Annotated in this window: 22 protein-coding genes, 1 pseudogene and 1 riboswitch; of the genes and pseudogenes, 11 read left to right on the top strand and 12 right to left on the bottom strand. The window is 53.7% G+C overall.

All coding sequences use genetic code 11. The features are described 5' to 3' along the window. Positions 1-121: 121 nt before the first annotated feature. Together kduD and kduI are read right to left on the bottom strand one after the other, a co-directional pair. The gene (gene kduD / locus DCH402_RS11060) at positions 122-883 is read right to left on the bottom strand and encodes a 2-dehydro-3-deoxy-D-gluconate 5-dehydrogenase KduD (RefSeq protein ID WP_012769688.1); all 762 of its coding nucleotides are present in this window, start codon (positions 881-883) and stop codon (positions 122-124) included. Positions 884-1,051: 168 nt separating this feature from the next. Continuing rightward, entirely contained in the window at positions 1,052-1,888 is an 837-nt protein-coding gene (gene kduI / locus DCH402_RS11055) for a 5-dehydro-4-deoxy-D-glucuronate isomerase (RefSeq protein WP_040001138.1), read from the bottom strand. Between the two features lie 321 nt (positions 1,889-2,209). Here kduI and DCH402_RS11050 point away from each other — a divergent pair, with 321 nt between their 5' ends. Further along, positions 2,210-2,542 (top strand): cupin domain-containing protein, encoded by a 333-nt coding sequence (locus DCH402_RS11050; RefSeq protein WP_013318064.1) that lies wholly within the window; start codon positions 2,210-2,212, stop codon positions 2,540-2,542. A gap of 220 nt (positions 2,543-2,762) precedes the next feature. After that, on the top strand, positions 2,763-3,311 hold the full coding sequence (locus tag DCH402_RS11045) for a YniB family protein (protein ID WP_040001137.1): 549 nt from the start codon (positions 2,763-2,765) through the stop codon (positions 3,309-3,311). Positions 3,312-3,359: 48 nt separating this feature from the next. On the opposite strand, the gene DCH402_RS11040 is transcribed toward DCH402_RS11045, so the two are convergent. Continuing rightward, positions 3,360-4,217 carry a fructosamine kinase family protein gene (locus tag DCH402_RS11040; RefSeq protein ID WP_040001136.1) on the bottom strand — a complete coding sequence of 286 codons (858 nt, stop codon included), beginning with the start codon at positions 4,215-4,217 and terminating at the stop codon, positions 3,360-3,362. A gap of 1,309 nt (positions 4,218-5,526) precedes the next feature. Between DCH402_RS11040 and DCH402_RS21315 the strand changes: the two genes are divergently transcribed. The 3 genes from DCH402_RS21315 to rlmA all read left to right on the top strand — a co-directional run bounded on the left by DCH402_RS21315 (position 5,527) and on the right by rlmA (position 6,786). Continuing rightward, the gene (locus tag DCH402_RS21315; protein WP_071604699.1) at positions 5,527-5,643 is read left to right on the top strand and encodes a DUF2627 domain-containing protein; all 117 of its coding nucleotides are present in this window, start codon (positions 5,527-5,529) and stop codon (positions 5,641-5,643) included. Positions 5,644-5,682: 39 nt separating this feature from the next. After that, positions 5,683-5,892, top strand: coding sequence for a transcription antiterminator/RNA stability regulator CspE (cspE, locus tag DCH402_RS11035; RefSeq protein WP_012769694.1), 210 nt, complete (start codon positions 5,683-5,685; stop codon positions 5,890-5,892). An 81-nt stretch (positions 5,893-5,973) separates the two neighbouring features. Next, complete coding sequence (rlmA, locus tag DCH402_RS11030; protein ID WP_040003544.1) at positions 5,974-6,786, top strand: 23S rRNA (guanine(745)-N(1))-methyltransferase; 813 nt, start codon at positions 5,974-5,976, stop codon at positions 6,784-6,786. A 50-nt stretch (positions 6,787-6,836) separates the two neighbouring features. Here rlmA and mntP read toward each other — a convergent pair whose 3' ends face one another. The 5 genes and pseudogenes from mntP to manX all read right to left on the bottom strand — a co-directional run bounded on the left by mntP (position 6,837) and on the right by manX (position 11,037). Beyond that, on the bottom strand, positions 6,837-7,409 hold the full coding sequence (mntP, locus tag DCH402_RS11025; RefSeq protein WP_040003543.1) for a manganese efflux pump MntP: 573 nt from the start codon (positions 7,407-7,409) through the stop codon (positions 6,837-6,839). A 6-nt stretch (positions 7,410-7,415) separates the two neighbouring features. After that, positions 7,416-7,599: riboswitch (yybP-ykoY riboswitch) on the bottom strand. 196 nt (positions 7,600-7,795) lie between these two features. Further along, positions 7,796-8,254, bottom strand: coding sequence for a DUF986 family protein (locus DCH402_RS11020; protein ID WP_040003542.1), 459 nt, complete (start codon positions 8,252-8,254; stop codon positions 7,796-7,798). A gap of 110 nt (positions 8,255-8,364) precedes the next feature. Beyond that, positions 8,365-9,199: pseudogene (locus tag DCH402_RS11015) on the bottom strand (PTS mannose transporter subunit IID). A gap of 14 nt (positions 9,200-9,213) precedes the next feature. Then, a complete protein-coding gene (locus tag DCH402_RS11010; protein ID WP_040001135.1) occupies positions 9,214-10,011 on the bottom strand; it encodes a PTS mannose/fructose/sorbose transporter subunit IIC in 798 nt (265 codons plus the stop codon). 69 nt (positions 10,012-10,080) lie between these two features. Continuing rightward, positions 10,081-11,037, bottom strand: coding sequence for a PTS mannose transporter subunit IIAB (manX, locus tag DCH402_RS11005; RefSeq protein ID WP_040001134.1), 957 nt, complete (start codon positions 11,035-11,037; stop codon positions 10,081-10,083). Between the two features lie 628 nt (positions 11,038-11,665). On the opposite strand from manX, the gene DCH402_RS11000 reads away from it, so the two are divergent. Further along, complete coding sequence (locus tag DCH402_RS11000; RefSeq protein WP_040001133.1) at positions 11,666-13,219, top strand: TerC family protein; 1,554 nt, start codon at positions 11,666-11,668, stop codon at positions 13,217-13,219. A 183-nt stretch (positions 13,220-13,402) separates the two neighbouring features. Here the strand turns inward: DCH402_RS11000 and DCH402_RS10995 are convergent, their stop codons facing one another. From DCH402_RS10995 to pabB, 3 genes are all read right to left on the bottom strand, one after another. Then, a complete protein-coding gene (locus tag DCH402_RS10995; RefSeq protein ID WP_040001132.1) occupies positions 13,403-14,764 on the bottom strand; it encodes an L-serine ammonia-lyase in 1,362 nt (453 codons plus the stop codon). A 206-nt stretch (positions 14,765-14,970) separates the two neighbouring features. Further along, on the bottom strand, positions 14,971-15,624 hold the full coding sequence (locus tag DCH402_RS10990) for a CoA pyrophosphatase (protein WP_050583298.1): 654 nt from the start codon (positions 15,622-15,624) through the stop codon (positions 14,971-14,973). A gap of 15 nt (positions 15,625-15,639) precedes the next feature. Beyond that, entirely contained in the window at positions 15,640-17,010 is a 1,371-nt protein-coding gene (pabB, locus tag DCH402_RS10985; RefSeq protein ID WP_040001131.1) for an aminodeoxychorismate synthase component 1, read from the bottom strand. A gap of 153 nt (positions 17,011-17,163) precedes the next feature. On the opposite strand from pabB, the gene DCH402_RS10980 reads away from it, so the two are divergent. Further along, on the top strand, positions 17,164-17,352 hold the full coding sequence (locus DCH402_RS10980; protein WP_040001130.1) for a YoaH family protein: 189 nt from the start codon (positions 17,164-17,166) through the stop codon (positions 17,350-17,352). A gap of 39 nt (positions 17,353-17,391) precedes the next feature. Here DCH402_RS10980 and DCH402_RS10975 read toward each other — a convergent pair whose 3' ends face one another. Beyond that, entirely contained in the window at positions 17,392-17,739 is a 348-nt protein-coding gene (locus tag DCH402_RS10975; RefSeq protein WP_040001129.1) for a RidA family protein, read from the bottom strand. Between the two features lie 202 nt (positions 17,740-17,941). Between DCH402_RS10975 and DCH402_RS10970 the strand changes: the two genes are divergently transcribed. From DCH402_RS10970 to fadD, 4 genes are all read left to right on the top strand, one after another. Beyond that, positions 17,942-19,861: an ATP-dependent DNA helicase gene (locus tag DCH402_RS10970; protein WP_040001128.1), complete on the top strand. Its 1,920-nt coding sequence runs from the start codon at positions 17,942-17,944 to the stop codon at positions 19,859-19,861. Between the two features lie 65 nt (positions 19,862-19,926). Then, positions 19,927-20,628 (top strand): tRNA (adenosine(37)-N6)-threonylcarbamoyltransferase complex dimerization subunit type 1 TsaB, encoded by a 702-nt coding sequence (tsaB, locus tag DCH402_RS10965; protein WP_040001127.1) that lies wholly within the window; start codon positions 19,927-19,929, stop codon positions 20,626-20,628. Positions 20,629-20,829: 201 nt separating this feature from the next. Continuing rightward, complete coding sequence (locus tag DCH402_RS10960) at positions 20,830-21,459, top strand: Slp family lipoprotein (RefSeq protein ID WP_040001126.1); 630 nt, start codon at positions 20,830-20,832, stop codon at positions 21,457-21,459. Between the two features lie 217 nt (positions 21,460-21,676). After that, positions 21,677-23,347, top strand: a complete 1,671-nt coding sequence (gene fadD, locus DCH402_RS10955) for a long-chain-fatty-acid--CoA ligase FadD (RefSeq protein ID WP_152486917.1) — start codon at positions 21,677-21,679, stop codon at positions 23,345-23,347. Positions 23,348-23,398: the final 51 nt, after the last annotated feature.

The raw sequence follows: 23,398 nt of genomic DNA, 5'->3' as shown, positions 1-23,398 counted from the left end.
ATTTTTTATGGAAGATTTGGAAACTATATGACGCGGGAGTGTTTGGGTAACTTACTGATAGATAAAAGAAAGGCACAACATGAAATTGTGCCTTTGTCCATAAGTGTTTTTTGTAGAAAAATTAACGAGCCAGCCAGCCGCCGTCAACAGCGATAGTGTAACCGTTCACATAATCGGATGCGCTGGATGCCAGGAACACGGCCGGGCCCTGCAAATCTTGCGGCAGACCCCAACGGCCAGCCGGGATACGGTCCAGAATTTCTTTGCTGCGATCCTGATCCGCACGCAACTGCTGGGTGTTGTTGGTCGCCATGTAACCAGGGGCGATGGCGTTGACATTGATATTGTGTTTCGCCCATTCGTTGGCCAGCAGGCGGGTGATCCCCATCACTGCGCTCTTAGACGCGGTGTAGGACGGTACGCGGATACCACCCTGGAAAGACAGCATGGAGGCGATATTGATGATTTTACCGCCATGACCCTGTTTGATGAACTGACGGGCAACAGTCTGAGACATGAAGAACACGCTTTTGATGTTCAGATTCATCACATCGTCCCAGTTCTTTTCGCTGAACTCGATGGCGTCTTCACGACGGATAATACCGGCATTGTTAACCAGAATGTCCACTTTACCGAACTCGGCAACGGCTTTTTCCACCAGTGCGGCATGGCCGGAGATATCGCTCATGTCCGCGGTCAGGCTGAGGAAACGACGGCCTGTGGCAGTGACTTTTTCGATGGTTTCTTTCGGTTCAACAATGTTGACGCCGACGATGTCACAGCCGGCTTCAGCCAGACCGACAGCCATACCCTGACCCAGACCGGTATCACAGCCGGTGATCAGTGCCACTTTGCCCTGTAAATTGAATGAATCTAGAATCATAGCTTTAATCTCTCTGTAAACGACATGTCTTGTCGTGAGCTTGTTACTGTAGGGAAATACCGGTTATACCCGTCATATCTCAGGTTGCTGGTTTTTCGCCCCCTACGATGGAGTAGGGGAGCGCTTATTTACCGCTGTCCTGCAACATGAAATCTGGTGGGTAATTCGTTAGCGCAACTCGCTAACTTTGACGTGATCCATGTCTGAGAAAACCTGATTCTCGCCAACCATACCCCAGATAAAGGTGTAACGCTTAGTGCCTACACCAGAATGAATTGACCAGCTCGGTGAAATCACCGCCTGCTCGTTGTGCACCAAAATATGACGGGTTTCTTGTGGTTGTCCCATCATATGAAACACCGCCGTTTCTTCATCCATATCAAAATAGAAATACACTTCCATGCGGCGCTCATGGGTATGGCACGGCATGGTATTCCAGAGGCTGCCTTCCGCCAGTTTGGTCAGGCCCATCGTGAGCTGGCAGGTTGGCAACACATCCGGAACGATATATTTATTAATGGTACGGCGATTGCTGGTCGCATCATCCCCGATGGTTTGGGGAGAGGCGTCGGCAGCAGTAATCTTGCGTGTCGGATAAGTGGTGTGCGCCGGCGTGCTGTTATAGTAAAAACGGGCTGGAGCGGAAGGATCTACGCTGGTGAAGCGGATGTCCCGCGCACCTTTGCCAATATAAATAGCCTCTTCGTGACCGATTTCATAACGCTCGCCATCGACGCTGACTACGCCGCCGCCGCCGATATTGATTGCACCCAGTTCACGACGCTCAAGAAAATAATCGACGCCCAGCTGTTTCCCCACATCTTCGCCGATAGTCACCGTTTGATGGACGGGCATGACGCCGCCTACGATGATTCGGTCAATGTGGCTATAAGTCATGGTGCAGGCGTCTGCATCAAAAATACGCTCGATCAGAAACTCGTGCCGCAGACCAGCGGTATCAAGCTGGCGGGCATGGTCACTGTGGATGCTCTGACGGACTTGCATGGTTGCTCCTCGCTTTCAGATAGACATCAGGCTATGGCCTGACAGGAAAGCGCCGGGCGGAACAGGTCACCTTGCGTGGCAGTGACAACGTCACCTGAACCTTTTTTGCCCGGTTCTTTCGTGTTATGGCGCGATGATAGTGTGGTTGAGATGTGAATTCAATAAAAATGAAATAATGTTTTATTTATTTCTTGAGAGGCGTCATGGTTTTGCTTATTTTATGTTTCATCTGATGCCGATGTTACTAGAATATCGCCATTAACCTTTTGTGTTACCCTGTTCACATAGGGGTGACGCGCAGTACTACTTTAAGGAGAAACCATGAGAAGGTACTTTATTGACGACGAAACGCCGTGGGAAGAGCTGGGCGATGGTATTAAACGTAAAATCATCACCTGGAGCGATGACCTGATGATGGTGTGCGTCCATTTCGCCAAAGGCGCCATCGGTACGCCGCACAAGCATGATATCCATGATCAGATAGCCTATGTCGCGGCTGGTAGCTTCGAGGTGGTGATCGAAGGTGAAAAACGTATTCTGAAAACCGGCGATGCTTATATGGCCGTGAAGAATGAAATGCATGGCGTGGTGTCGCTGGAAGAAGGTAGTGTGTTGATCGATACCTTCTCGCCAAAACGCGCCGACTTCCTCTGAATCCTTCTATTTAACAAGGCGTCGGCCATGCTGCCGACCCTTGCTTCTATACCTGCCTGTGTTCTGATGTTTATTGGTTTGGCGCTGAGTGCCGCCGATTGCCGATAGTGGCCGACGCGGGAAAGAAAACGTTGACTCTGTTAAAACCTGAAGTACCCTGCTAACGGGTTTTATCGGTCTACATTTTTGCTCACCGTGGCGTCACGCAAAAGGGGAACACATGACGTATCAACAGGCTGGCCTTTTTGCCGTCGTTAAGCGTATTACGGGGTGGGTTGTCTTTCTTCCTGCTTTGCTCTCGACTATGATTTCGCTGGCTAATCTTATTCACGCGTTTACCGAGAAGAAGCAGGGGATCAATGGCGTGATGCAGGACTTTTTGCATCTGGTCGTGGAAGTGTTGCGTTTCAATACGCCGTTTTTGAACATGTTTTGGTACAACTCACCGGTGCCTGATTTTGGTCGGCTGTCGTCGCCGGCTACCGTTATGTTCTGGTTTATCTATATGTTGATGTTTGTCGGTTTGGCGCTACAGGTGTCGGGGGCCCGTTTGTCCCGCCAGGTGAAACATATTCGTGAAGGACTGGAAGACCAACTGATTCTGGAGAGAGTCAAAGGTGATGAAGGCAAAACCCGCGAAGAGCTGGAGTCACGTCTGGAACTGCCTCGTCACTCTATTCTGTTACAGTTTTTTCCGCTCTATATCCTGCCGGTTGTCGTGGCTGTGATTGGTTACCTGACGCTGAAAGTTGTCGGTATTCTGGGCTGAGCCTGCCGGGGCCGTGTATTGCCCCGGTCTCTGAGCGCCGTTCAGCATTCATAGCAACTGATTTTCTATGGCGTGTTGCGCCGTAACCACGTGTTTGCCGCCAAACAAATTAGCCCGGTTAAGCAGATAGTAAATCTGATAGATCGGCTGGCGTTCAACAAAATCCTTTTCCAGCGGCCAGACGCTCTGGTAACCATCATAAATTTGCGGCGGTAATTCGGCATGCAGCGGTAACATTGCCAAATCGCATTCCCGGTCGCCCCAGTAGCATGCTGGGTCAAACAGGTAATAACCCCGCTCGGTATTCAGGCAATTATTGGACCATAGATCACCATGCAGCAACGAGGGTTGGGGCTGATGGCCGGAAAGCCGTTTTTCTACCTGGGATATCAGGGTGTCGATATCACCAAAGTGTAGCCCTTTCTCGGCGGCCAGTTGCAGTTGCCAGCCAATACGCTGTTCTGCAAAAAAGCTGGACCAGCGACGTTGCCAGGCGTTGGGTTGCGGCGTTGTAGACAGGTCATTATCGAAATCGAGCCCAAACTGAGGTTGGTCGCTCCATTGATGCAATTGTGCCAGTTGTTGCCCAAGGCACCACGCATCGTGGGCGGAAACCGGTTTGACCGAGAGATATTCCAGCAACAGAAAACTGTAATCGCGATGACTGCCGACACCATAAACCGCTGGTACTTGTACCGTTTTACTACGCGTCAGTAACTCCAACTGCTCGGCTTCCGCACGAAATTTGGTGAGGAGTTCACGGGCATCGCATTTTACGAAGACATTATGCTGACCGTACCGCAGATACCAGGCGGAATGTACTTCGCCACCGGGCAATTCCCGACGATCCAGAATATCACCGGGGCCAAGATGTTCTTTCAGCAGTTGCTCAACCGTCTGCCACATAGGTCACCTCCCGTTGATGTTGCCGATATCTCATTACGTTAGCGATTTATGCAGTGTAAAAACTGAATCTGGTGCACAGCTGGCAGCGTTATCAATAGCTACCTGAAATGAAGGAAAAATGGGTTACCGTCATCATGACGGTCATCATTTGTTGGTGTCGCTCAAAAAACAGGAACCCGCCGATATGGCGTAATGAAATGTGGCGACAAGAATACAATAACGCGCTCGGCCAGGGTTGTCACGATAGAGATCAATAAATGGGGATGATTCCACAGGAACGACGGTCATGATGTTAAATTTGATATCGCCGGATGTTTGTTATTCCGAATAGGTATGTCAGCAGATTTCAGATTAATTTTTTGTTAGAACAAAAATGTGATCATGGCGGATGAATTCCGATGATATAGAACCGGCCGGGTATATACCCGTCATACTTCAAGTTGCAGGTGTGTTGGCTGCGTTCGTTCACCCGAATCACTTACCTGAGTAAGCTCATCGGGATTCTCTCTCTTGCCGCCTTCCTGCAACTCGAATTATTTTGGGTATAGCCATTTTTTTAACGGCTAAAAAAAGAAATAGCTCCGGAATAAAACGGTGGGGCGCCGTTCATAAATCATTTTTTTGTAAAAATAATGTCATTATCATACTAAATACTCGCAATGTAAGCGGTTATGGCGAGGCGTGATATCGCGGATAGGATGGTTTTATTGCAGCCTGGGTGATGTCGCTTGCCCTTTTGCCGCTGCATCAGGCGCAGCCCGGCATTGCAATTGTCGGCGATGTTATTCACTTCGGTGACGTACCTGTACCCGGTCCGCAGCATTAAGCTGCATACTGCTTCTTTGCTTATCAACTTATTTTCGATACATATTTACTATGTTTCATTATTATTGTGTTAGTGGATAGTCACGATTTGAAATAAACCATCTGTATCACCTTGTGCATAAAGGTTTTCTTTTTTAAAACGTAAAAAATAAAGCTTCAATCACATTTCTGGTAAACAGCGGCTGGACAGCCAAAGCATACTGTGATTGATGAGTAATATTATTTTGTTATGATAGCGAGGACTGCCAATAAGTCGATCATACCGGCTTGCGTAATTGAAATACCGTGCACATAATCAAATGGTTGGATGTGGCGTAGAGAATGCGCTGAGGCGTCAATATCCTGAGACAGGATTGAATGGATATTAAAGATACATTAGCGGCTCTAATTTGTGCGACATGTCCACCACTGGTAAAAAATGGCTTGCCAACGATTACATAGTATGTAATAACGCATCTGGGTAAAACGAGGTACAGTTCTGTATATGAATGGCATTTTCAGTAAAGAAGTCTTGAGTACAAACGTTAGCGTTGAATACCACTTCTCTGCCGATCCTTATTTTAGTGCCTCAAGCAGTAACGACTCTGGTTTTTTTGTATAACGCCTTAGTGCGGTTTAAATTATTAAAGGAAACTTTAAAATGGCAAAGATTAAAGGTCAGGTTAAGTGGTTCAACGAGTCTAAAGGCTTCGGTTTCATTACTCCGGCTGATGGCAGCAAAGATGTGTTCGTACACTTCTCTGCAATTCAGGGCAACGGCTTTAAAACATTGGCCGAAGGCCAGAATGTTGAGTTTGAAATTCAGGATGGCCAGAAGGGCCCTTCTGCAGTGAATGTTGTTGCGCTGTAATTTTCAGCTCATGCCATAAAACCCGCCTAGTGCGGGTTTTTTGCTTTTTTCATCGTCAAGAGTGCTATGCAAAAATCGTCAGTGCCTTATCAATGTCCCTTATGCCATCAGCCCCTGAATGCCGAGCCTGGCCGTTGGTCCTGTGGACGTCATCATTTTGACTGCGCGCGGGAAGGGTATGTCAATTTACTGCCGGTGCAGTTTAAACGCTCCAGACAACCAGGGGATAGCGCTGAAATGATGCAAGCCCGCCGGACGTTTCTGGATCATGGGCATTACCAGCCGCTACGGGATCGGGTATCGGAGCAATTGGCGCGGGTATTGCAAAAACAGCCGGGCGCATTGCTGGATATTGGCTGTGGCGAAGGTTATTACACCGCTGCGCTGGCAGATACACTCACCCCTGATGGGATGCCGGTTTATGGGCTGGATGTCTCCAAAGCGGCAATTCAGCGCGCGGCCAGGCGCTATACTCAAGTCATGTTTTGTGTGGCTTCCAGTCAACGACTCCCTTTCCAGGATCGTTCTCTGGCGGCAGTATTAAAAATCTATGCTCCCTGTAATGGTGAGGAACTGGCGCGGGTTATTCGGCCGGGAGGGGGCGTCATGACCGTGTCGCCGGGGCCTAATCATCTGTTGTCACTTAAAGCGCGGGTATACCAGGATGCCAGGCCCCATCCTGAGATAGACGAAGTCTTGCCAGGATTTGTGCTGGAAACCGCCGAGCGTTTACAGTATCGCATGTCGATGACGGGAACGGATGCCGCCAGTCTGTTACAGATGACGCCATTTGCGTGGCGAGCGACGCCGGATGTGCGTGATGGATTAATGGCAGAATCGCAGTTTGCGTGTGAAACCGATTTTCTGATTCGATTTCATCGGCGCGAAGGTTGAAGCGCGTGGATTAACCAACGGGCGGTGGAAGCTGCCCGTTGGTGTATTCATCAGGCAAGATCGAGCAGGTGTTCATAAAGAATATTGCAGCCGATACCGATCAGTACCACACCACCGAGAATTTCCGCCCGTTTGCCAAGAATCGGGCCAACATAGCGGCCAATCATCATGCCTATGGTTACCATAATCATGGTGGCGCAACCAATCACCATCGCCGTGTGGAAGATATTGACCTGCAGGAATGCCAACCCGACGCCAATCGCCATGGCATCCAGACTGGTGGCAACGGCGGTACAGATCAGAATGAACAGACTATGCCTGGATATTTTTTCACAATTGCAGCTATCTTCGCCTTTCACACCTTCGATAATCATCCGGCCACCTAAGATCAGCAACAGGGTGAAGGCTACCCAGTGGTCCCAGGCGAGAATGAAGCGGCTGGCATAAAATCCCAATGCCCAGCCGATTAATGGCGTTAATGCTTCGATTAGACCGAAAATCAAGCCGGTACGTATGGCTTCGCGAAAACGGGGATTATGCAGGGCGGCACCTTTACCAATAGACGCGGCGAACGCGTCCATGGACATGCCAAAAGCAAGAATAAGAGTAGCAGATAAATTCATATACATAGCCTCGGCTGGGCGGTTCTCCATATCCACGCAACCCACCCCCAACCAGATGGCAGATCACGTGTCTATGGTCTCGCTTGCCAGTCTGGCCGCTCGTACCACGTTCAGTGAAGAACGAGTATGTTGATACGAGCATTCCTGAATTTCAGATGTCAGGAATCAGCTACTCCCCAAGGACGGCGCAACAATACCATATTATTCCTGCAATAAACAACAAGAAAGAATATATGGGTTAAGGGTGATATTGATAATTATTTTCATCTTTAATAAATTCAAAATAATTGGCTGGAATTACATCATTAATTATACGGTTAAAATATCACCATATTTTGTCTGGGAAAGAGGTATGATATTTTTTCAGTATTCGTGGCAATTTCATATTATTGATTTTCAATCATAAATTGATATATTTTTTCCAGATCATCCAATTCATTGACTGTAATCAGTAGCCGTCTTTTTTCAAGCGCTATTACCAGAATACCGTCTTCCGATAAATTCATACTTCGAATGCGTGGATAAAGAATATACGTATTGGCATAAAAGAATCCCTGATCTTTAAAGAGTAATTTGGGGTAGCGAATCATGCTCAGATATATCGCCATCAGTATTAGCGAGAAAAGCAGCAGTGTGGTGAGGTGTGAGCCATGCGTGATGACATTTTTATAGATGAGTATCACGACCAGCACGATGAAAATCAGTGCGTCCAGGCGATGGCGGCGACGTAATAACACCTTAAGCCGGGTTTGACCGTGTTGTCGGTCCATGATGAATTCGTCGTAAACGGCATACAGCAGGGACAGGGCGATAGAGATCATCAGAACGACGTCGGTGAAAGTCATGAGCAACTCCGGTGGCGGCGTGAATACAAGAAATGAAAAATGGGTTAGGGTGGTGAAAACGGAGCCGGTATCCGGCATATGAAATGGCCGGGTCGCCCCGGCCAGACGCATTAGAGCCCCAACAGCCCAATCCAATAGCCGATGATGCCGATAACAAAAAAGCCGACAATCAGCCAGAGCGCATTCACCTTGCGACGCAGCAACCACATACAGCCAAATGTCAGCAACAGCGGCACCAGCCCAGGCATCAGTTGGTCAAGGATAGACTGCACCGTCGTGACTGTCGTATGTCCATCCTGCCCGGTTACGCGCGAAACGACCAGCGGGATATTAACGTGGGTCCATTTGTTGACCAACGCCCCCATGACGAATAACCCCAGAATTGAGGCGCCTTCGGTCATTTTTTGCAGCAAACCGCCGCCCATATCGCTTACGATATCCGCGCCTTTACGGTAACCGTAAGCCACGCCGTAATAACGCACCAGCAAACGCACCAGATTAAACAGCACGAAAAACAGGATGGGCCCAAGCAGGCTGCCGCTCATGGCGATGCCTGCACCGAGTGCGGCAAAGACCGGGCGAGCGGTTCCCCAAAAGATGGGTCGCAACGCCGGCCAGCGGCCCCATCAGCCCGACTTTCAGACCGTTGATCGCCCCGTCGTCGATCGGCGCGCCATTGGCCCGCTGTTCTTCCATGGCCATCGTTACGCCAAGTACCGGTGCGGCAACAAACGGCTGCGTATTAAAAAACTCCAGATGACGTTTGATCGCCTGTTTCCGCTCTTCCGAATTTTCCGGGTAGAGGCGACGGATTACCGGCACCATGGAAAAGCAGAATCCCAGCGCTTGCATCCGTTCAAAGTTCCACGATCCCTGGAACAGGTTTGAGCGTAGGAATACGGCGCGAATATCGCCGGGGGTCAGTTTCTTTGTGGTATCCACCATGGTTTGCTCTCCTGTTAATCCAGTTCATTATCAAGATCGTTATTTGACGATGCAGTCGCCATACCCTGGGCTTTGTTGTATTTAGGGCTGAGCTGGATATACAGCACGGCCATAACAACACCGATGACTCCCAGTGCGACCAGATTGAAATTGGTGAAGGCGGCGGTGACGAAACCCAAATAGAAAAACGGCATCAGGTAACCGGCACGCATCATGTTGATGACCATCGCGTAACCGACGACCACAATCATGCCGCCGGCGATGTTCAGACCGGTGGTGACCACCTCGGGGATAGAGGAAAGCAGGCTGTGTACCGCTTCGGTTCCGACCGAGACCGCAACAATCACCGCCGGAATGGCGATTCGCATGGCTTGCAGCAGCAGCGCGGAAACATGAATCCAACTGATGGCGGAAAGATTGCCGCGTTCAGCCGCACTATCCGCCGCATGCTGGAAAGCAACGGTGATGGTACGCACGATAATGGTCAATACCTGGCCGGCGGCGGCGAGTGGAATCGCCAGGGCGATCCCGGCACCGACGCTCTGCCCACCGGCGATAACCAGAATGGTGGAAATGATGGAAGCCAGCGCCGCATCGGGCGCTACGGCGGCACCGATGTTCATCCAGCCTAGCGCTATCATTTCCAGCGTACCGCCGATGATGATCCCGGTTTTGAGGTCGCCCAGTACCAACCCGATGAGGGTACACGCCACCAGAGGGCGGTGGAACTGGAACTCGTCGAGAATGGAACCCATACCTGAAATACAGGCCACGATAAATATCAGCACGATTTGAAACGTGGTGATCTCCATGGTACTTCTCCTGTGAGAATAGTAATCCGAGTAAATGACGTCGTGACATGGTCCGTTAGTTCGGGTGAACTAACGCGCCGCCTTGGTGATCAAATCCATCATATTGATTTTGCTATCGGTCGATACTTTGCGTACTTCCAGCTCAATGCCACGTGCGTGGAGCTTGTTGAACGCGTCGATATCCTTGTCGTCAATCGAAACGGCATTATTGACCTGGGTTTTGCCTTGCCGATACGCCATACCACCGATGTTGACCGAGGTAATCTTGACGCCGCTTTCTACCAGCCGCAGCACGTCCGCCGGATTGGTAAACAACAGCATGACGCGGTCAGACGCGTATTTCGGGTTGTCATACACCCTGACGGCTTTGGCGACATCGACCACATGTGCCGTAACGCCGGGCGGAGCCACCTGTGTCAGCAGCGTTTTTCGTACGTTATCCGCGGCGACTTCATCACTGACGACAATAATGCGACTGACGTTGGTTTCTTTGGTCCAACGGGTGGCGACCTGCCCATGGATCAGTCGGTCGTCGATGCGCGCCAACCCAATTTTCATGTGTCCGCCGGCCCCCGGCGGCGCAACCGGTTTGGCGCTGACTGGAGCCGTATGCGCGGTTTTTTCCGGCTCATGAGCTTTCAACGCCTTGACGCCAGCACGGCCGGCCTCCACGGCGATCGCGACCAGTTCGTCGAATTCAGGGTTGTCGTCGCGGGCCATAAACGTCTCAGCCAGCATGGGAATATTGACCCCGGCGATCACGTCGTGATTTTTCTTGTCATTCACCAGACGGCTGGCGGCATTGAATGGGCTGCCACCCCAGGTGTCTACCAGAAAAAGCACACCTGCAGATGTGTCCAGTTCGGCCAGTTTCGCCTGATATTTTTCCATCAGGATCTCGGCGTTTTCGCCGGGAACAAAATCGATCCAACCCACATTACTCTGTTCACCAAGAATCATTTCAGCTGTGTTTAACAGCGGACCGGCAGTAGCGCCGTGAGTGCATAGCATGATGGCAATACTCACTTGCTCCCTCCTTTCATGAATCACCGTTTTGTTGAGAGTGAAATCTGTCTGATAATCCGGATAAATTCGTCACATTTATCCGTGAGCGATATTCAGTATGGCTGCAATACTATTTCTTGCTTGGTTTCTCTTCTTGCCTGGTTTCTCTTCTTGCTTGGTTTCTCGCCTGATTTCCTGCCTGAGCATGAGAAAAAGCGCTAAAGGCACTCATCATGCCGACTTATGAATCGATTCAGGCTTGCCGGATAGCGGCAGGATTTATTTTAGGGGGCGAATAAATAAATTATGTGATACCGGTCGATAATCGGCGGCGGAATAACGCTGTAAACGTCCGTGACGCTGGCGAATGCGACCCACCTCGCGAAGTAACCGAAAATCGTTGTGGAAAATGACATTGACTCTGTTAAAGTTACATTCCCTTTAATTACAGAGGAGTTACGGGCAAACGCCCTTCCTATGGACTGTCACCGACGATTCATCTCTTTTACCCCGGCGCTAGCCGGTGGTGTTCTTTACCCAATAGGCCGTTCGGGCCACACTCAGCATTGTACTGACCTTTCACTTTTGCTTTCGCAGCGCAATGCCACGGCATTGATGTCGTTTGCTCGTTCATTTTCCGGAGTCTGACATGGAATTTTTGCTGGATCCCTCAATCTGGGCAGGCTTACTGACGTTGGTGGTACTCGAGATTGTTTTGGGTATCGACAACCTGGTGTTCATCGCCATTCTGGCGGATAAGCTGCCGGCCAAACAGCGAGATAAGGCGCGTATCATCGGCTTATCGCTGGCGCTGTTGATGCGCCTTGGCCTGCTGTCGCTGATTTCATGGATGGTCACACTGACGCGACCACTATTTTCCGTCGGGCAGTTTAATTTCTCCGGGCGGGATTTGATCCTGCTGGCCGGTGGCGTGTTCCTGTTGTTCAAAGCCACGATGGAACTGCATGAACGGCTGGAAAACCGCCCGCATGACCCGAATGGCAATCGCGCACACGCCAGTTTCTGGGCGGTGGTAGTACAGATTGTTATTCTGGATGCGGTGTTCTCGCTTGATGCCGTGATTACCGCCGTAGGGATGGTCAACCATCTGGGCGTGATGATGACCGCCGTGGTGATTGCGATGGCCGTAATGTTGCTGGCATCCAAGCCGTTAACCCGGTTTGTGAATGTGCATCCGACGGTGGTCGTACTTTGCCTTAGCTTCCTGCTGATGATTGGCTTAAGCCTGGTGGCGGAAGGGTTTGGTTTCCATATTCCGAAAGGTTATCTGTATGCGGCGATCGGTTTCTCGATTGTCATCGAACTGTTTAACCAGATAGCCCGGCACAACTTTATCAAACATCAGTCGCACCGGCCGATGCGCGAGCGTACCGCCGAAGCGATTTTGCGCCTGATGGGGTCGCGGAAAACCGCGCATGACGATCAGGAAGCGCAGCCGCAGCAGCAGCCGGAAGAAACCTTTGCCGAAGAGGAACGTTATATGATCAGCGGCGTGCTGACGCTGGCTTCCCGTTCTTTGCGCAGCGTGATGACGCCGCGGACCGACATTTCCTGGGTAGATTGCGAACGTTCAGTGGACGACATTCGTCTGCAATTGCTGGATACGCCGCACAGCCTGTTCCCGGTGTGCCGCGGTTCACTGGATGAGCTGGTCGGCGTGGTGCGAGCCAAAGATTTGCTGGTCGCGCTGGACGAGCACACTGATGTGGAGCAGTTCGCGTCCGCCAACCCGCCGATCGTGGTGCCGGAAACGCTGGATGTCATCAATCTGTTGCCGGTACTGCGCCGGGCGAAAGGCAGCCTGGTGATGATTACCAATGAATTCGGTGTAGTGCAGGGATTGGTGACGCCGTTGGATATTCTGGAAGCGATCGCCGGCGAATTTCCTGATGAGGACGAAACGCTGGATATCATCGAAGACGGTGACGGCTGGCTGGTCAGGGGCGGGACCGATCTGCATTCGTTGCAGCAGGTGCTCAATGTACAGGATTTGGTCGATCCGAAAGAGGATTATACGTCGCTGGCCGGGCTGCTGCTGGCTCACAGTGACGAATTCCCGAAAGTAGGGGACAAACTGGAATTACAGCGGTTACGTTTTCTGATCGTGGCTGCGACGGACTATCGCATTGAACTGGTTCGCGTGGTTCGGATTGCAGAACCGACTGTAGAAGACGACGTGTAACGTTATCTCTGGTGCCCGTCTTAGCCGGCGGGCACCAGAGCAAGAATTCGATGGGATGGCGAGTCAAACCATGCCGGCCCCATCACACCGACGCGAACCCGAGGCGCGTTTTTTATCTTTTCGTCGGACTGTTGGGTCAATAAGCACCTAATCGCGCTAAAGCTCAGCGCGGTGTCTACTGGTTCAGTCGCACTGTACCTTGATGGCCAGCCCACCGCGGGAGGTTTCGCGGTATTTCGCGTTCATGTCTTTCCCGGTTTCGTACATGGTTTCAATCACCTTATCGAGTGATACGCGGGCCTCCGTCGTACGTCTTACTGCCATGCGGGTGGCGTTGATGGCTTTGACGGCGGCGATGGCGTTACGCTCGATGCACGGCACCTGTACTTGCCCGGCAACCGGGTCGCAGGTCAGGCCCAGATTATGCTCCATGCCGATTTCAGCGGCCACGCAGACTTGCTCCGGGCTGGCGCCCAACAATTCAGCCAGACCGGCCGCCGCCATTGAACAGGCTACGCCGACTTCGCCCTGACAGCCAACCTCGGCGCCGGAGATGGAGGCGTTCATTTTATACAGTGAGCCGATAGCGCCAGCCGCCATGAAATAACGCAGATAAATGCCGGGGCCGACCGGCTCGATAAAGTGGTCATAGTAGGCCAGTACGGCAGGCACGATACCGCAGGCACCGTTGGTCGGCGCGGTGACCACGCGTCCACCGGCGGCGTTTTCCTCGTTGACCGCCAGCGCGAACATGTTAACCCAGTCCACCACGTTCATCGGGTCATTCGAGAGTTTATCCGAGGCGACCAACATGCGGCGAAGCGCGGCGGCGCGGCGCGGTACACGCAGCGGGCCCGGCAAAACGCCCTCGGTATTCATACCGCGATCCATACAGGCACGCATGGTTTGCCAGACGGCGGCGAAATACTCTTCAATCTCCTGACGGCTATGCAACGCTAACTCATTGCGCATCACCATGCCGGAAATCGACAGGCCGCTTTGTTTGCAGTGCTCCAGGATTTCCCGTGCGGAACGGTAAGGATGCGGCATGGTGAAGGTGGATTCCTGAGATTGGCCAAAATGCGCTTCATCGACGATAAACCCGCCGCCGATTGAATAATAAGTTTGGCGAAACAGCGGAACATCAGCGGCAAATGCCGTCAGCGTCATGCCGTTTTCGTGTAGCGGCAGATTTTCGCCGCGGAAGATCATGCCGCCTTCGCGGGGAAACGCAACGTCATGCGTGCCCGCCAACGGGAGCCGTTCGGTTTGCTCTACTTTTCGAATAAACGCCGGGATGGCGTCGATATCCACCGTGTCCGGTTTATTGCCCGCCAGCCCGAGCATGATCGCGATATCGGTATGGTGGCCTTTGCCGGTCAGGGCGAGAGAGCCGTAGACCTCCACCGTCACCCGCTCAGTGCGGGACAACAACTCCCGTTGTTGCAGTTCATCGACAAATTGCTTACCGGCTTTCATCGGTCCTACCGTATGAGAGCTGGAAGGGCCGATGCCGATTTTGAACATGTCGAATACGCTTATCACGCTGAAACTCCTTTGAGGGCGCTGCCTGTCACTGTGACCGGGAGCGGGGAACACCGTTTGCCCTATCACCGGTTATCCGGTGCGATGACGGAGGGTATGCCCACGCTCCAGAATAAAACTCGATAGATCGCGCTATTGTAGTGAAGAGTATGCTGTCATATTCGGCTTTTCACATGAAATAAAGTTATGTTATGCCGAAAAATAACTTATGGCAGAAACGATGTCCGGTGGGGTGGGTAAACCGGTTCCGGCATCGCCACATGCAACGCCAACTGGCGGATGATGGCGGCGGTCAACCCCCAGACCAGTTGCTGCTGATACCAGGAAAGATAGACGCGGTGGCGCTGATGGTGGTGTTTGATATCCAGTGAATGGTAACGCTGAAGGGTAAAAGCATCACGCAACGGCATTTCAAATAGCTCCGCGACTTCGTCCGCATTGGGGTGAAAAGGCGTATTTTCCGGCAGCAGGCCGACCACCGGGGTAACCTGATAACCGCTGGAACTATCGAAAGCGGGTAGTGTGCCTAAAATCTGAACCGATGCCGGCGGAATCGCGACCTCTTCCTGCGCTTCACGCAATGCAGTGGCGATAAGCGATAGGTCTTCCGGGTCCGCTGCTCCGCCGGGAAACGCTACCTGTCCGGCGTGTTTGCGCAGACGCGGCGAGCGGCGCGTCAGCAGCAGAGACGGGTCAGGGCGGCGAATAATCGGGATGAGTACGGCGGCCTGCCGCTGGTGGTGTGTGGCAGGCAGCGCCGGTGCCATTTGCAACTGAAAGCGGGTAATAAACGCGTCCAGATCATAAGGAGGGTAGGCGTCCGTGTGGAGCGGGAGAGGCAACAGCGTGGTATCGGTCATGTTGTTCAGCCCTGTTCAATTCGTGGTCGATACCGTTAATAACGGCAGAATGCGGCCAATCTTGTCGAATGTTTCCTGGTATTCCGCCTGTTCTTCGCTGTCGGCCACAATTCCGCCGCCGGCCCAGCAGGAAAGCTTACCCTCGGCGGCGATCAACGTACGGATAGTAATGTTGGTATCCATGGTGCCGCAGACGCTGAGATAGCCGATGCTGCCGCAATACGCGTTGCGACGATGCGGCTCCAGTTCTTCGATGATCTCCATCGCCCGCACTTTGGGGGCGCCGGTAATCGAACCGCCGGGGAAACAGGCGCGCAGCAGATCCGTGGCGTGCTGTTGCGCGGGTAATTGCGCTTCGATAGTACTGACCAGATGATGCACCGCCGGAAACGGCTCGACGACAAACAACTCAGGAACCGTGACGCTGCCCGGCACCGCCACCCGGCCGATATCGTTACGCAGCAGGTCGACGATCATCAGGTTCTCGGCGCGATCTTTCTCAGATGCAGCCAGTCGCTGCGCCTGCCGGGCATCGTCGTCGGCATCCGGCAGCCGCGGCAGCGTACCTTTTATCGGCCGGGTCTGAATCTGGTTATCGTGCAGCCACAGAAAACGCTCCGGAGAAATGCTGAGCACAGCACTGTGCGGTAAACGCAGGAAAGCGGAAAATGGTGCCCGGTTGCTGGCGGAGAGCGTCAGAAACGCCTGCCATTCGTCGCCGTGATACGTGGCCTGAAAACGTTGCGTCAGATTGACCTGATAACAGTCGCCTGCATGCAGATAATCCTGAATTCGGCGGAATTTCTCGCCATACTGCGCACGACTCATATTGGCCTGCCAGTCGCTGGTCAGGCAAAACGCACCCGGTTCGATGGGGGAGAGGCGGTTTAACCATGCCAGTCGGGTCGTGATATCGCCGTGGCACACGAGGGTCAGGCGCTGTTGGTGATGGTCGGCAATCAACGCCCAGTCGTAAATGCCGACCGCCATGTCGGGCAGGTCGATATCCCGATCGGCGATGGACGGCACCTGTTCCACACGGCGCCCCAGATCGTAACCAAACAGGCCCAGCGCCCCCCCCTGAAACGGGTAATCCGGGTGCGGATGTACATCCAGCGCCAGCGCATCGATCTGCTGTTGCAATAGCAGGAACGGGTCTGCTGTAGTGGCCTCGCTGCTCTCGCCGTGCTGGAGGGTGGTTAACGAACCGACGGTTTGCAAGGTCAGGCGCGGCTCCGCCACCAGAATATCAAACCGATTGTGAAGATGGTCGGCGAATCCGGAGTGAAGCAACATCGCCCAGGGCTGGTGCGATATCGCGCTAAAAAGACGTAACAGCACATCCGGTTGATACGGGAGAGCGTGGTAGACTATCGGTGTCGGCATAGCGGTATGGGTATGGTCTCTCGGTGTTGAGTGTTGGTCTTACCGGCAGCCGGGCGTTGAACCGGCGGCATGCATTACGGCGTTGCAAGCGTACCATAAACTGCGGCGGATAGTGGGCGCAGTCGGCATAAAAAGGTTTTCAGGAGAAGAATGATGTTTGCAGGTATCCCGGCGCTGAGCCATGAGCAGCAGCAACAGGCAGTGGAAAGAATACAACAGTTGATGGAGGACGGCATGAGCAGCGGCCAGGCCATTGCACAGGTAGCCGAAGAGCTGCGCCAAAATCATCAGGGGGCGCGGGTGGTGGCGCTTTTTGAGGACGACGATACCGCACAAGAGTAGTGGCTAACGGGCGGCAAATCTCACCACCGCCCGACTATATTACCCGACGGCGGCGATCGCCTTGATTTCTACCCTGAATTTCGGGTTCATCAGTTTGGCTTCCACGGTGCAACGCACCGGCGCGCTACCCGCCACCACCCAGGCATCCCAGGCGGCGTTCATGGCCGCGAAATCGGCTTTGTCGGCCAGAAAAATGGTCACGTCCAGCAGGCGACTTTTATCGGTCCCCGCTTGTTGCAGGATGGCATCCAGCGACGCGAGCGCGTTTTCGGTTTGGGCCTGGGCATCGGCATCCAGATTTTCCGGCACACTGGTGTAGTACAGCGTGTTGTTGTAAATCACGGCGTCGGACCAGCGTGCGTCGGGGTTGATGCGGGTAATGGACATGAATCGGGCTCCTCGTTGCAGTCTGCGCCCGTTCGGAACAGGCGTTAAAGACGCAGAGACTAGCACAGTTCCTCATAAATACGAGATTCGTGATCGGTGGGCGGCATCAGCCGAGGTGGTGTCGTGCGTGCAGGCTTGGCATAATCAGCCGCCTTAGTGAGGCCGAAGCGGGGTGACGGCATTGTCAGACAAGAGAGACAGCGTGACGGCAGACAGCGCAATCGACGATTTCGCAACGGATGGCGTATTGGCTCAGGCGATTGAGGGCTTTCAGCCGCGGGAACCACAACGCCAAATGGCCGCGGCGGTGCTGGCGGCGATTGATGCGCAAAAACCGTTGGTGGTAGAGGCGGGCACCGGCACCGGGAAAACCTATGCCTATCTGGCGCCGGCGCTACGCTGCGGCAAAAAAGTGATCATTTCCACCGGCTCGCGTGCATTGCAGGATCAACTGTATAGCCGCGATTTGCCGACTGTGGCCAATGCACTGAATTTTCAGGGTAAATTGGCCTTGTTGAAAGGACGCGCCAATTATCTGTGCATCGAGCGATTGGAACAGCAATCGCTGGCGGGTGGCGATCTTGGCCGCGACGTGCTGCGTGAACTGGTTCGCTTGCGTGGCTGGGCTGTTGAAACCGAAGACGGTGACATCAGCCAGTGTGGCGATGTGGCTGAAGACAGCGCAGTATGGCCGCTGGTGACCAGCACCAACGATAACTGTCTTGGCAGCGACTGTCCGCACTACAAAGCGTGTTTTGTCGTGAAGGCGCGCCGAAGAGCAATGGATGCCGACGTAGTGGTGGTGAACCATCATCTTTATCTGGCGGATATGGTGGTCAAGGAGAGTGGGTTCGCCGAGTTAATCCCCGACAGTGATGTCGTGGTGTTTGACGAAGCCCACCAGATTCCGGATATCGCCAGCCAGTACTTTGGTCAGCAGCTCTCCAGCCGCCAACTGCTTGATCTTGCTAAAGATATCGTGATTGCTTATCGCACCGAAGTGCGGGATGCCAGCCAACTGCAGAAAAGCGCCGATCGTCTGAGCCAGAGCACTCAGGATTTTCGACTGGCGCTGGGCGACCCTGGGTTTCGCGGTAATTTACGTGACATTGTCACTGATAACATGCTGCAACGCTCGCTGACGCTGCTGGATGACGCGCTGGAGCTGTGCTGTGATGTCGCTAAGTTGTCGCTGGGGCGCTCTGCGTTGCTGGATGCGGCGTTTGAACGCGCGACCCTCTACCGGGCGCGGTTGAAGCGGCTGCGGGATGTGCAGCAACCCGGCTACAGTTACTGGTATGAGTGCACCTCGCGTCATTTTGTGCTGGCGTTGACGCCGCTATCGGTCGCGGACCGTTTTCGTGAGGTGATAAAAGAGAAGCCGGCTTGCTGGGTTTTTACCTCGGCGACGCTGTCGGTCAACGATCGGCTCACGCATTTTATCGAACGGCTGGGGTTGGATCAGGCCCGGACATTGCTGCTGCCAAGCCCATTTGATTATGCACGTCAGGCGCTGCTGTGCGTGCCGCGCTATCTGCCCGAAACCAACCGGCCCGGTGCGGCCAGACAACTGGCACGTCTGTTGCGGCCGCTGATCGAAGCCAATCAGGGGCGCTGCTTCATGTTGTGTACGTCGCACCAGATGATGCGTGATTTGGCCGTCGAGTTTCGAGCCTCGTTGACGTTGCCGGTGTTGGTGCAGGGGGAAACCAGTAAGCCACAGTTGCTGGCGCAGTTTCTGGCGGCGGGGAACGCGCTGCTGGTGGCGACCGGCAGTTTCTGGGAAGGCGTCGATGTGCGCGGTGATGCGTTATCGTGCGTGATTATCGACAAGCTACCGTTTACCTCACCAGACGATCCGTTGCTGAAAGCGCGTATGGAAGATTGCCGGGTGCGCGGTGGCGATCCATTCGATGAGGTGCAATTGCCCGATGCGGTGATTACCCTGAAGCAGGGCGTCGGCCGCTTGATTCGCGATGTGACTGATCGCGGCGTACTGGTGATTTGCGACAATCGTCTGGTGACAAGACCCTATGGCGAGGTATTTCTCTCCAGCTTGCCGCCTGCGCCAAGAACGCGGGATTTGCAGCACGCCATTGATTTTCTGACGCGCAAACCGTGACGCTTACCGGCACCGGCTGTTATGATGCGCGCCGTTGAAATATTCTCTCCCTGCCTGAGGTTGGCATGTCTACGCGAATTTTAGCGCTTGATACCGCAACGGAAGCCTGTTCTGTTGCACTCTGGAATGATGGTGACGTTCATTCCTTGTTTGAGGTTTGCCCTCGCGAACATACCCAGCGGATATTGCCGATGGTGCAGCAGTTGCTGGCCGAGCACGGCATTACGCTCAATCAACTCGATGCGTTGGCATTCGGGCGTGGGCCGGGCAGTTTCACCGGTGTGCGCATCGGCATCGGCATCGCACAAGGGTTGGCGCTCGGCGCGGAGTTGCCGATGCTTGGCGTATCGACGCTGGCAACGCTGGCGCAAGGCGCCTGGCGTCAACGTGGTGTCGGCCGGGTGCTCACCGCCATTGATGCCCGTATGGGCGAAGTCTACTGGGCAAGCTATGAGCGCGACCCGCAGGGGAACTGGCAAGGCGAGATGAGCGAAGCCGTACTGGCGCCGGTTCAGGTGCAGTCACTGGCCGCATCGCTGAGCGGCGACTGGGTGACGGCGGGAACCGGCTGGCAAACCTACCCGGACCTGATCGACCAGCCCGGTCTCGTCCTGAATCACACCGATACGCTGTTGCCGCAGGCGCAGGATATGCTGCCGCTGGCCCGGCAGTTGTGGGCATCGGGCGGTGCGGTGAGCCCAGAGCAGGCTGAGCCCCGTTATCTGCGCAATACGGTGGCGTGGAAAAAATTACCCGGCCGCGAATAACAGCAACTTATCGCATCAGCTACAGTCTATACCCAAAATAATTCGAGTTGCAGGAAGACGGCAACCGAGTGAATCCCCAGGAGCTTACTCAAGTAAGTGACTGGGGTGAGCGAGGGCAGCCAACGCACCTGCAACTTGAAGTATGACGGGTATAATTCAGGTATCTGTCATACATTGACGACGGTAAGCAGGGTGTATGTGATGGCAATCCAATCTTTCGGAAATCAAACCTCGAAGCAGCAAACACCATGGCGGCGTCGATGGGGGTGGTGCGGTCTGTTATTGATCGGCCTGAGTCTGTTGTCCGGCTGCGTCACCGTGCCGGATGAAATCCGCGGCACCTCGGCAACACCGCAGATGGATCTCATTCGGGTGATGAATGCGCCCAATCTCTATACCGGACAAGAGTCACGTTTTGGCGGGCGGATTGCCGATATTCGCAACGAAGCCGATCGTACCCGGCTGGAGATTGTCGCATTACCACTGGATAGCGCAGGCCGCCCCCGGTTGGACGAGCCTTCCGAAGGGCGGCTGGTGGCCTATGTTAATCGCTTTCTGGAGCCGCTGGAGTTTAAAAATCAGCTGATTACGGTGGTCGGTCCGATTAACGGCAGCGAGAAAGGTAAAATTGGTGAACGGCCATACACGTTTGTGGTCGTGAATGTTCAAGGCTATAAACGTTGGCGTGTCGTACAGCAGGTCGTACTACCGCCGCGGGCTTATGATCCCTGGTGGGATCGCCGCTATCGTCACGTCTGGGGGCCTGGTTGGGGCCCCGGCTGGAATGATGGATATGCGCCTGTGCAGGTGGAGTCCGTGGTTACCGAGTAACCGACGTCATCCGTTTGACGATGCGTTGGCAGTGAACAGAGGCGGCGAGGGTCGCCTCATTTTTTTGCAGTAGATGGCAACAAATTGAAATAAGTGATCATCTTCTCAACCTGAGCATTGTGAATCTCACCGTTGTTAATATGCGTTAAAATGTTGTTAAAGATCACTCGGGTTGGGATCGATGATGCCACTTAAAAAATATCTCGGGAGTGACGTTTTGGAAAAAATCTGGTTAGCGCGTTATCCAGCGGATGTCCCCGCGGAAATTGACCCGGATCGCTACGCTTCGCTAATCGAGTTGTTTGAACACGCAGTGGAACGTTATGCCGACCAGCCGGCTTTCATCAATATGGGCGAGGTCATGACCTTCCGACGGTTGGAGGAACGCAGCCGCGCTTTTGCGGCGTACTTGCAGCATCAGTTGAAACTGAAAAAGGGTGAGCGCGTTGCGTTGATGATGCCGAACCTGTTGCAGTATCCGATAGCGTTGTTCGGCGTCTTGCGGGCCGGGCTGGTGGTGGTGAATGTTAATCCGCTGTATACGCCGCGCGAGCTGGAGCACCAGCTAAAAGATTGCGGTGCCTCGGCCATTGTCATCGTGTCTAATTTTGCCCATACGCTGGAAAAAGTGGTGTACAACACCCCGGTAAAACATGTGATCCTGACCCGTATGGGGGATCAACTGGCGCCGGCCAAGGCGACGCTGGTCAACTTCGTGGTGAAGTACATTAAGCGTTTGGTGCCGAAGTATCACCTGCCGGATGCCATTTCATTTCGCCATGTGTTGCAGCAAGGCAAGCGTATGCCGTATGTGAAGCCGGAGGTCAGCAATCAGGATCTGGCTTTTCTGCAATATACCGGCGGCACGACCGGTATCGCCAAGGGCGCCATGCTGACTCACCGGAACATGCAGGCCAATCTGATGCAGGCTAAAGCGGCCTATGGCCCGGTACTGCAAGAGGGCCAGGAACTGGTGGTCACCGCGCTGCCGCTCTATCACATTTTTGCGTTAACGGTGAACTGCCTGCTGTTTGTCGAGCTTGGCGGCAAAAACCTGCTGATTACCAACCCGCGTGATATTCCCGGTATGATCAAGGAGCTGTCGCACTACCCATTTACCGCGATTACCGGAGTAAATACGCTGTTTAATGCCTTGTTGAACAATGATGCGTTTAGCCGGCTGGATTTCTCCACACTGCGGTTGTCGGTGGGCGGCGGGGCATCGGTACAGCAGGTGGTGGCCGAACGGTGGGAAAAGCTGACGGGCATCCACTTGCTGGAAGGCTACGGCTTGACGGAAAGCGCGCCGCTGGTGGCCGGCAATCCGTATGATTTGCAGCATTACAGCGGTAGTATCGGCTTGCCGGTGCCATCCACGGATGTCCGTATCATCAATGATGACGGTAAGGATGCGGCGCCCGGTGAACCCGGTGAGTTATGGGTGCGCGGCCCGCAGGTGATGTCTGGTTACTGGCAGCAACCCGCCGCGACGTACGACGTGCTGAAAGAGGGCTGGCTGGCAACCGGTGACATTGTCACGGCCAATGAGCAGGGGTTCCTGAAAATCGTCGACCGCAAAAAAGACATGATTCTAGTGTCCGGTTTTAATGTGTATCCCAATGAGATCGAGGAAGTGGTCGTTCGGCATCCGAAAGTGTCTGAGGCGGCGGCGGTCGGTGTGCCCAGTGAAACCTCGGGGGAGGCGGTGAAAGTGTTCGTGGTATGCCGCGACCCGTCGCTGACGGAGGAGGAACTGATCAGCCATTGCCGACGCAATCTTACCGGATACAAGGTGCCGCGATTGTTTGAGTTTCGCCGTGAATTACCGAAATCTAACGTGGGGAAAATTCTCCGACGTGAGCTGCGCAATGAGCAGTCAGCCGCCTGATGGTTGCCTGTCGGGGGCATGACGGGTATGGTGGGGCCGCCGTGCTGAGCA

The sequence above is a fragment of the Dickeya chrysanthemi NCPPB 402 genome (genome assembly GCF_000406105.1).
In the GTDB taxonomy this organism is placed as follows: Bacteria; Pseudomonadota; Gammaproteobacteria; order Enterobacterales; family Enterobacteriaceae; genus Dickeya; species Dickeya chrysanthemi.
The sequence above is the reverse complement of the archived record's forward strand: the minus strand, read 5'-3'. Positions and strand labels throughout refer to the sequence as shown.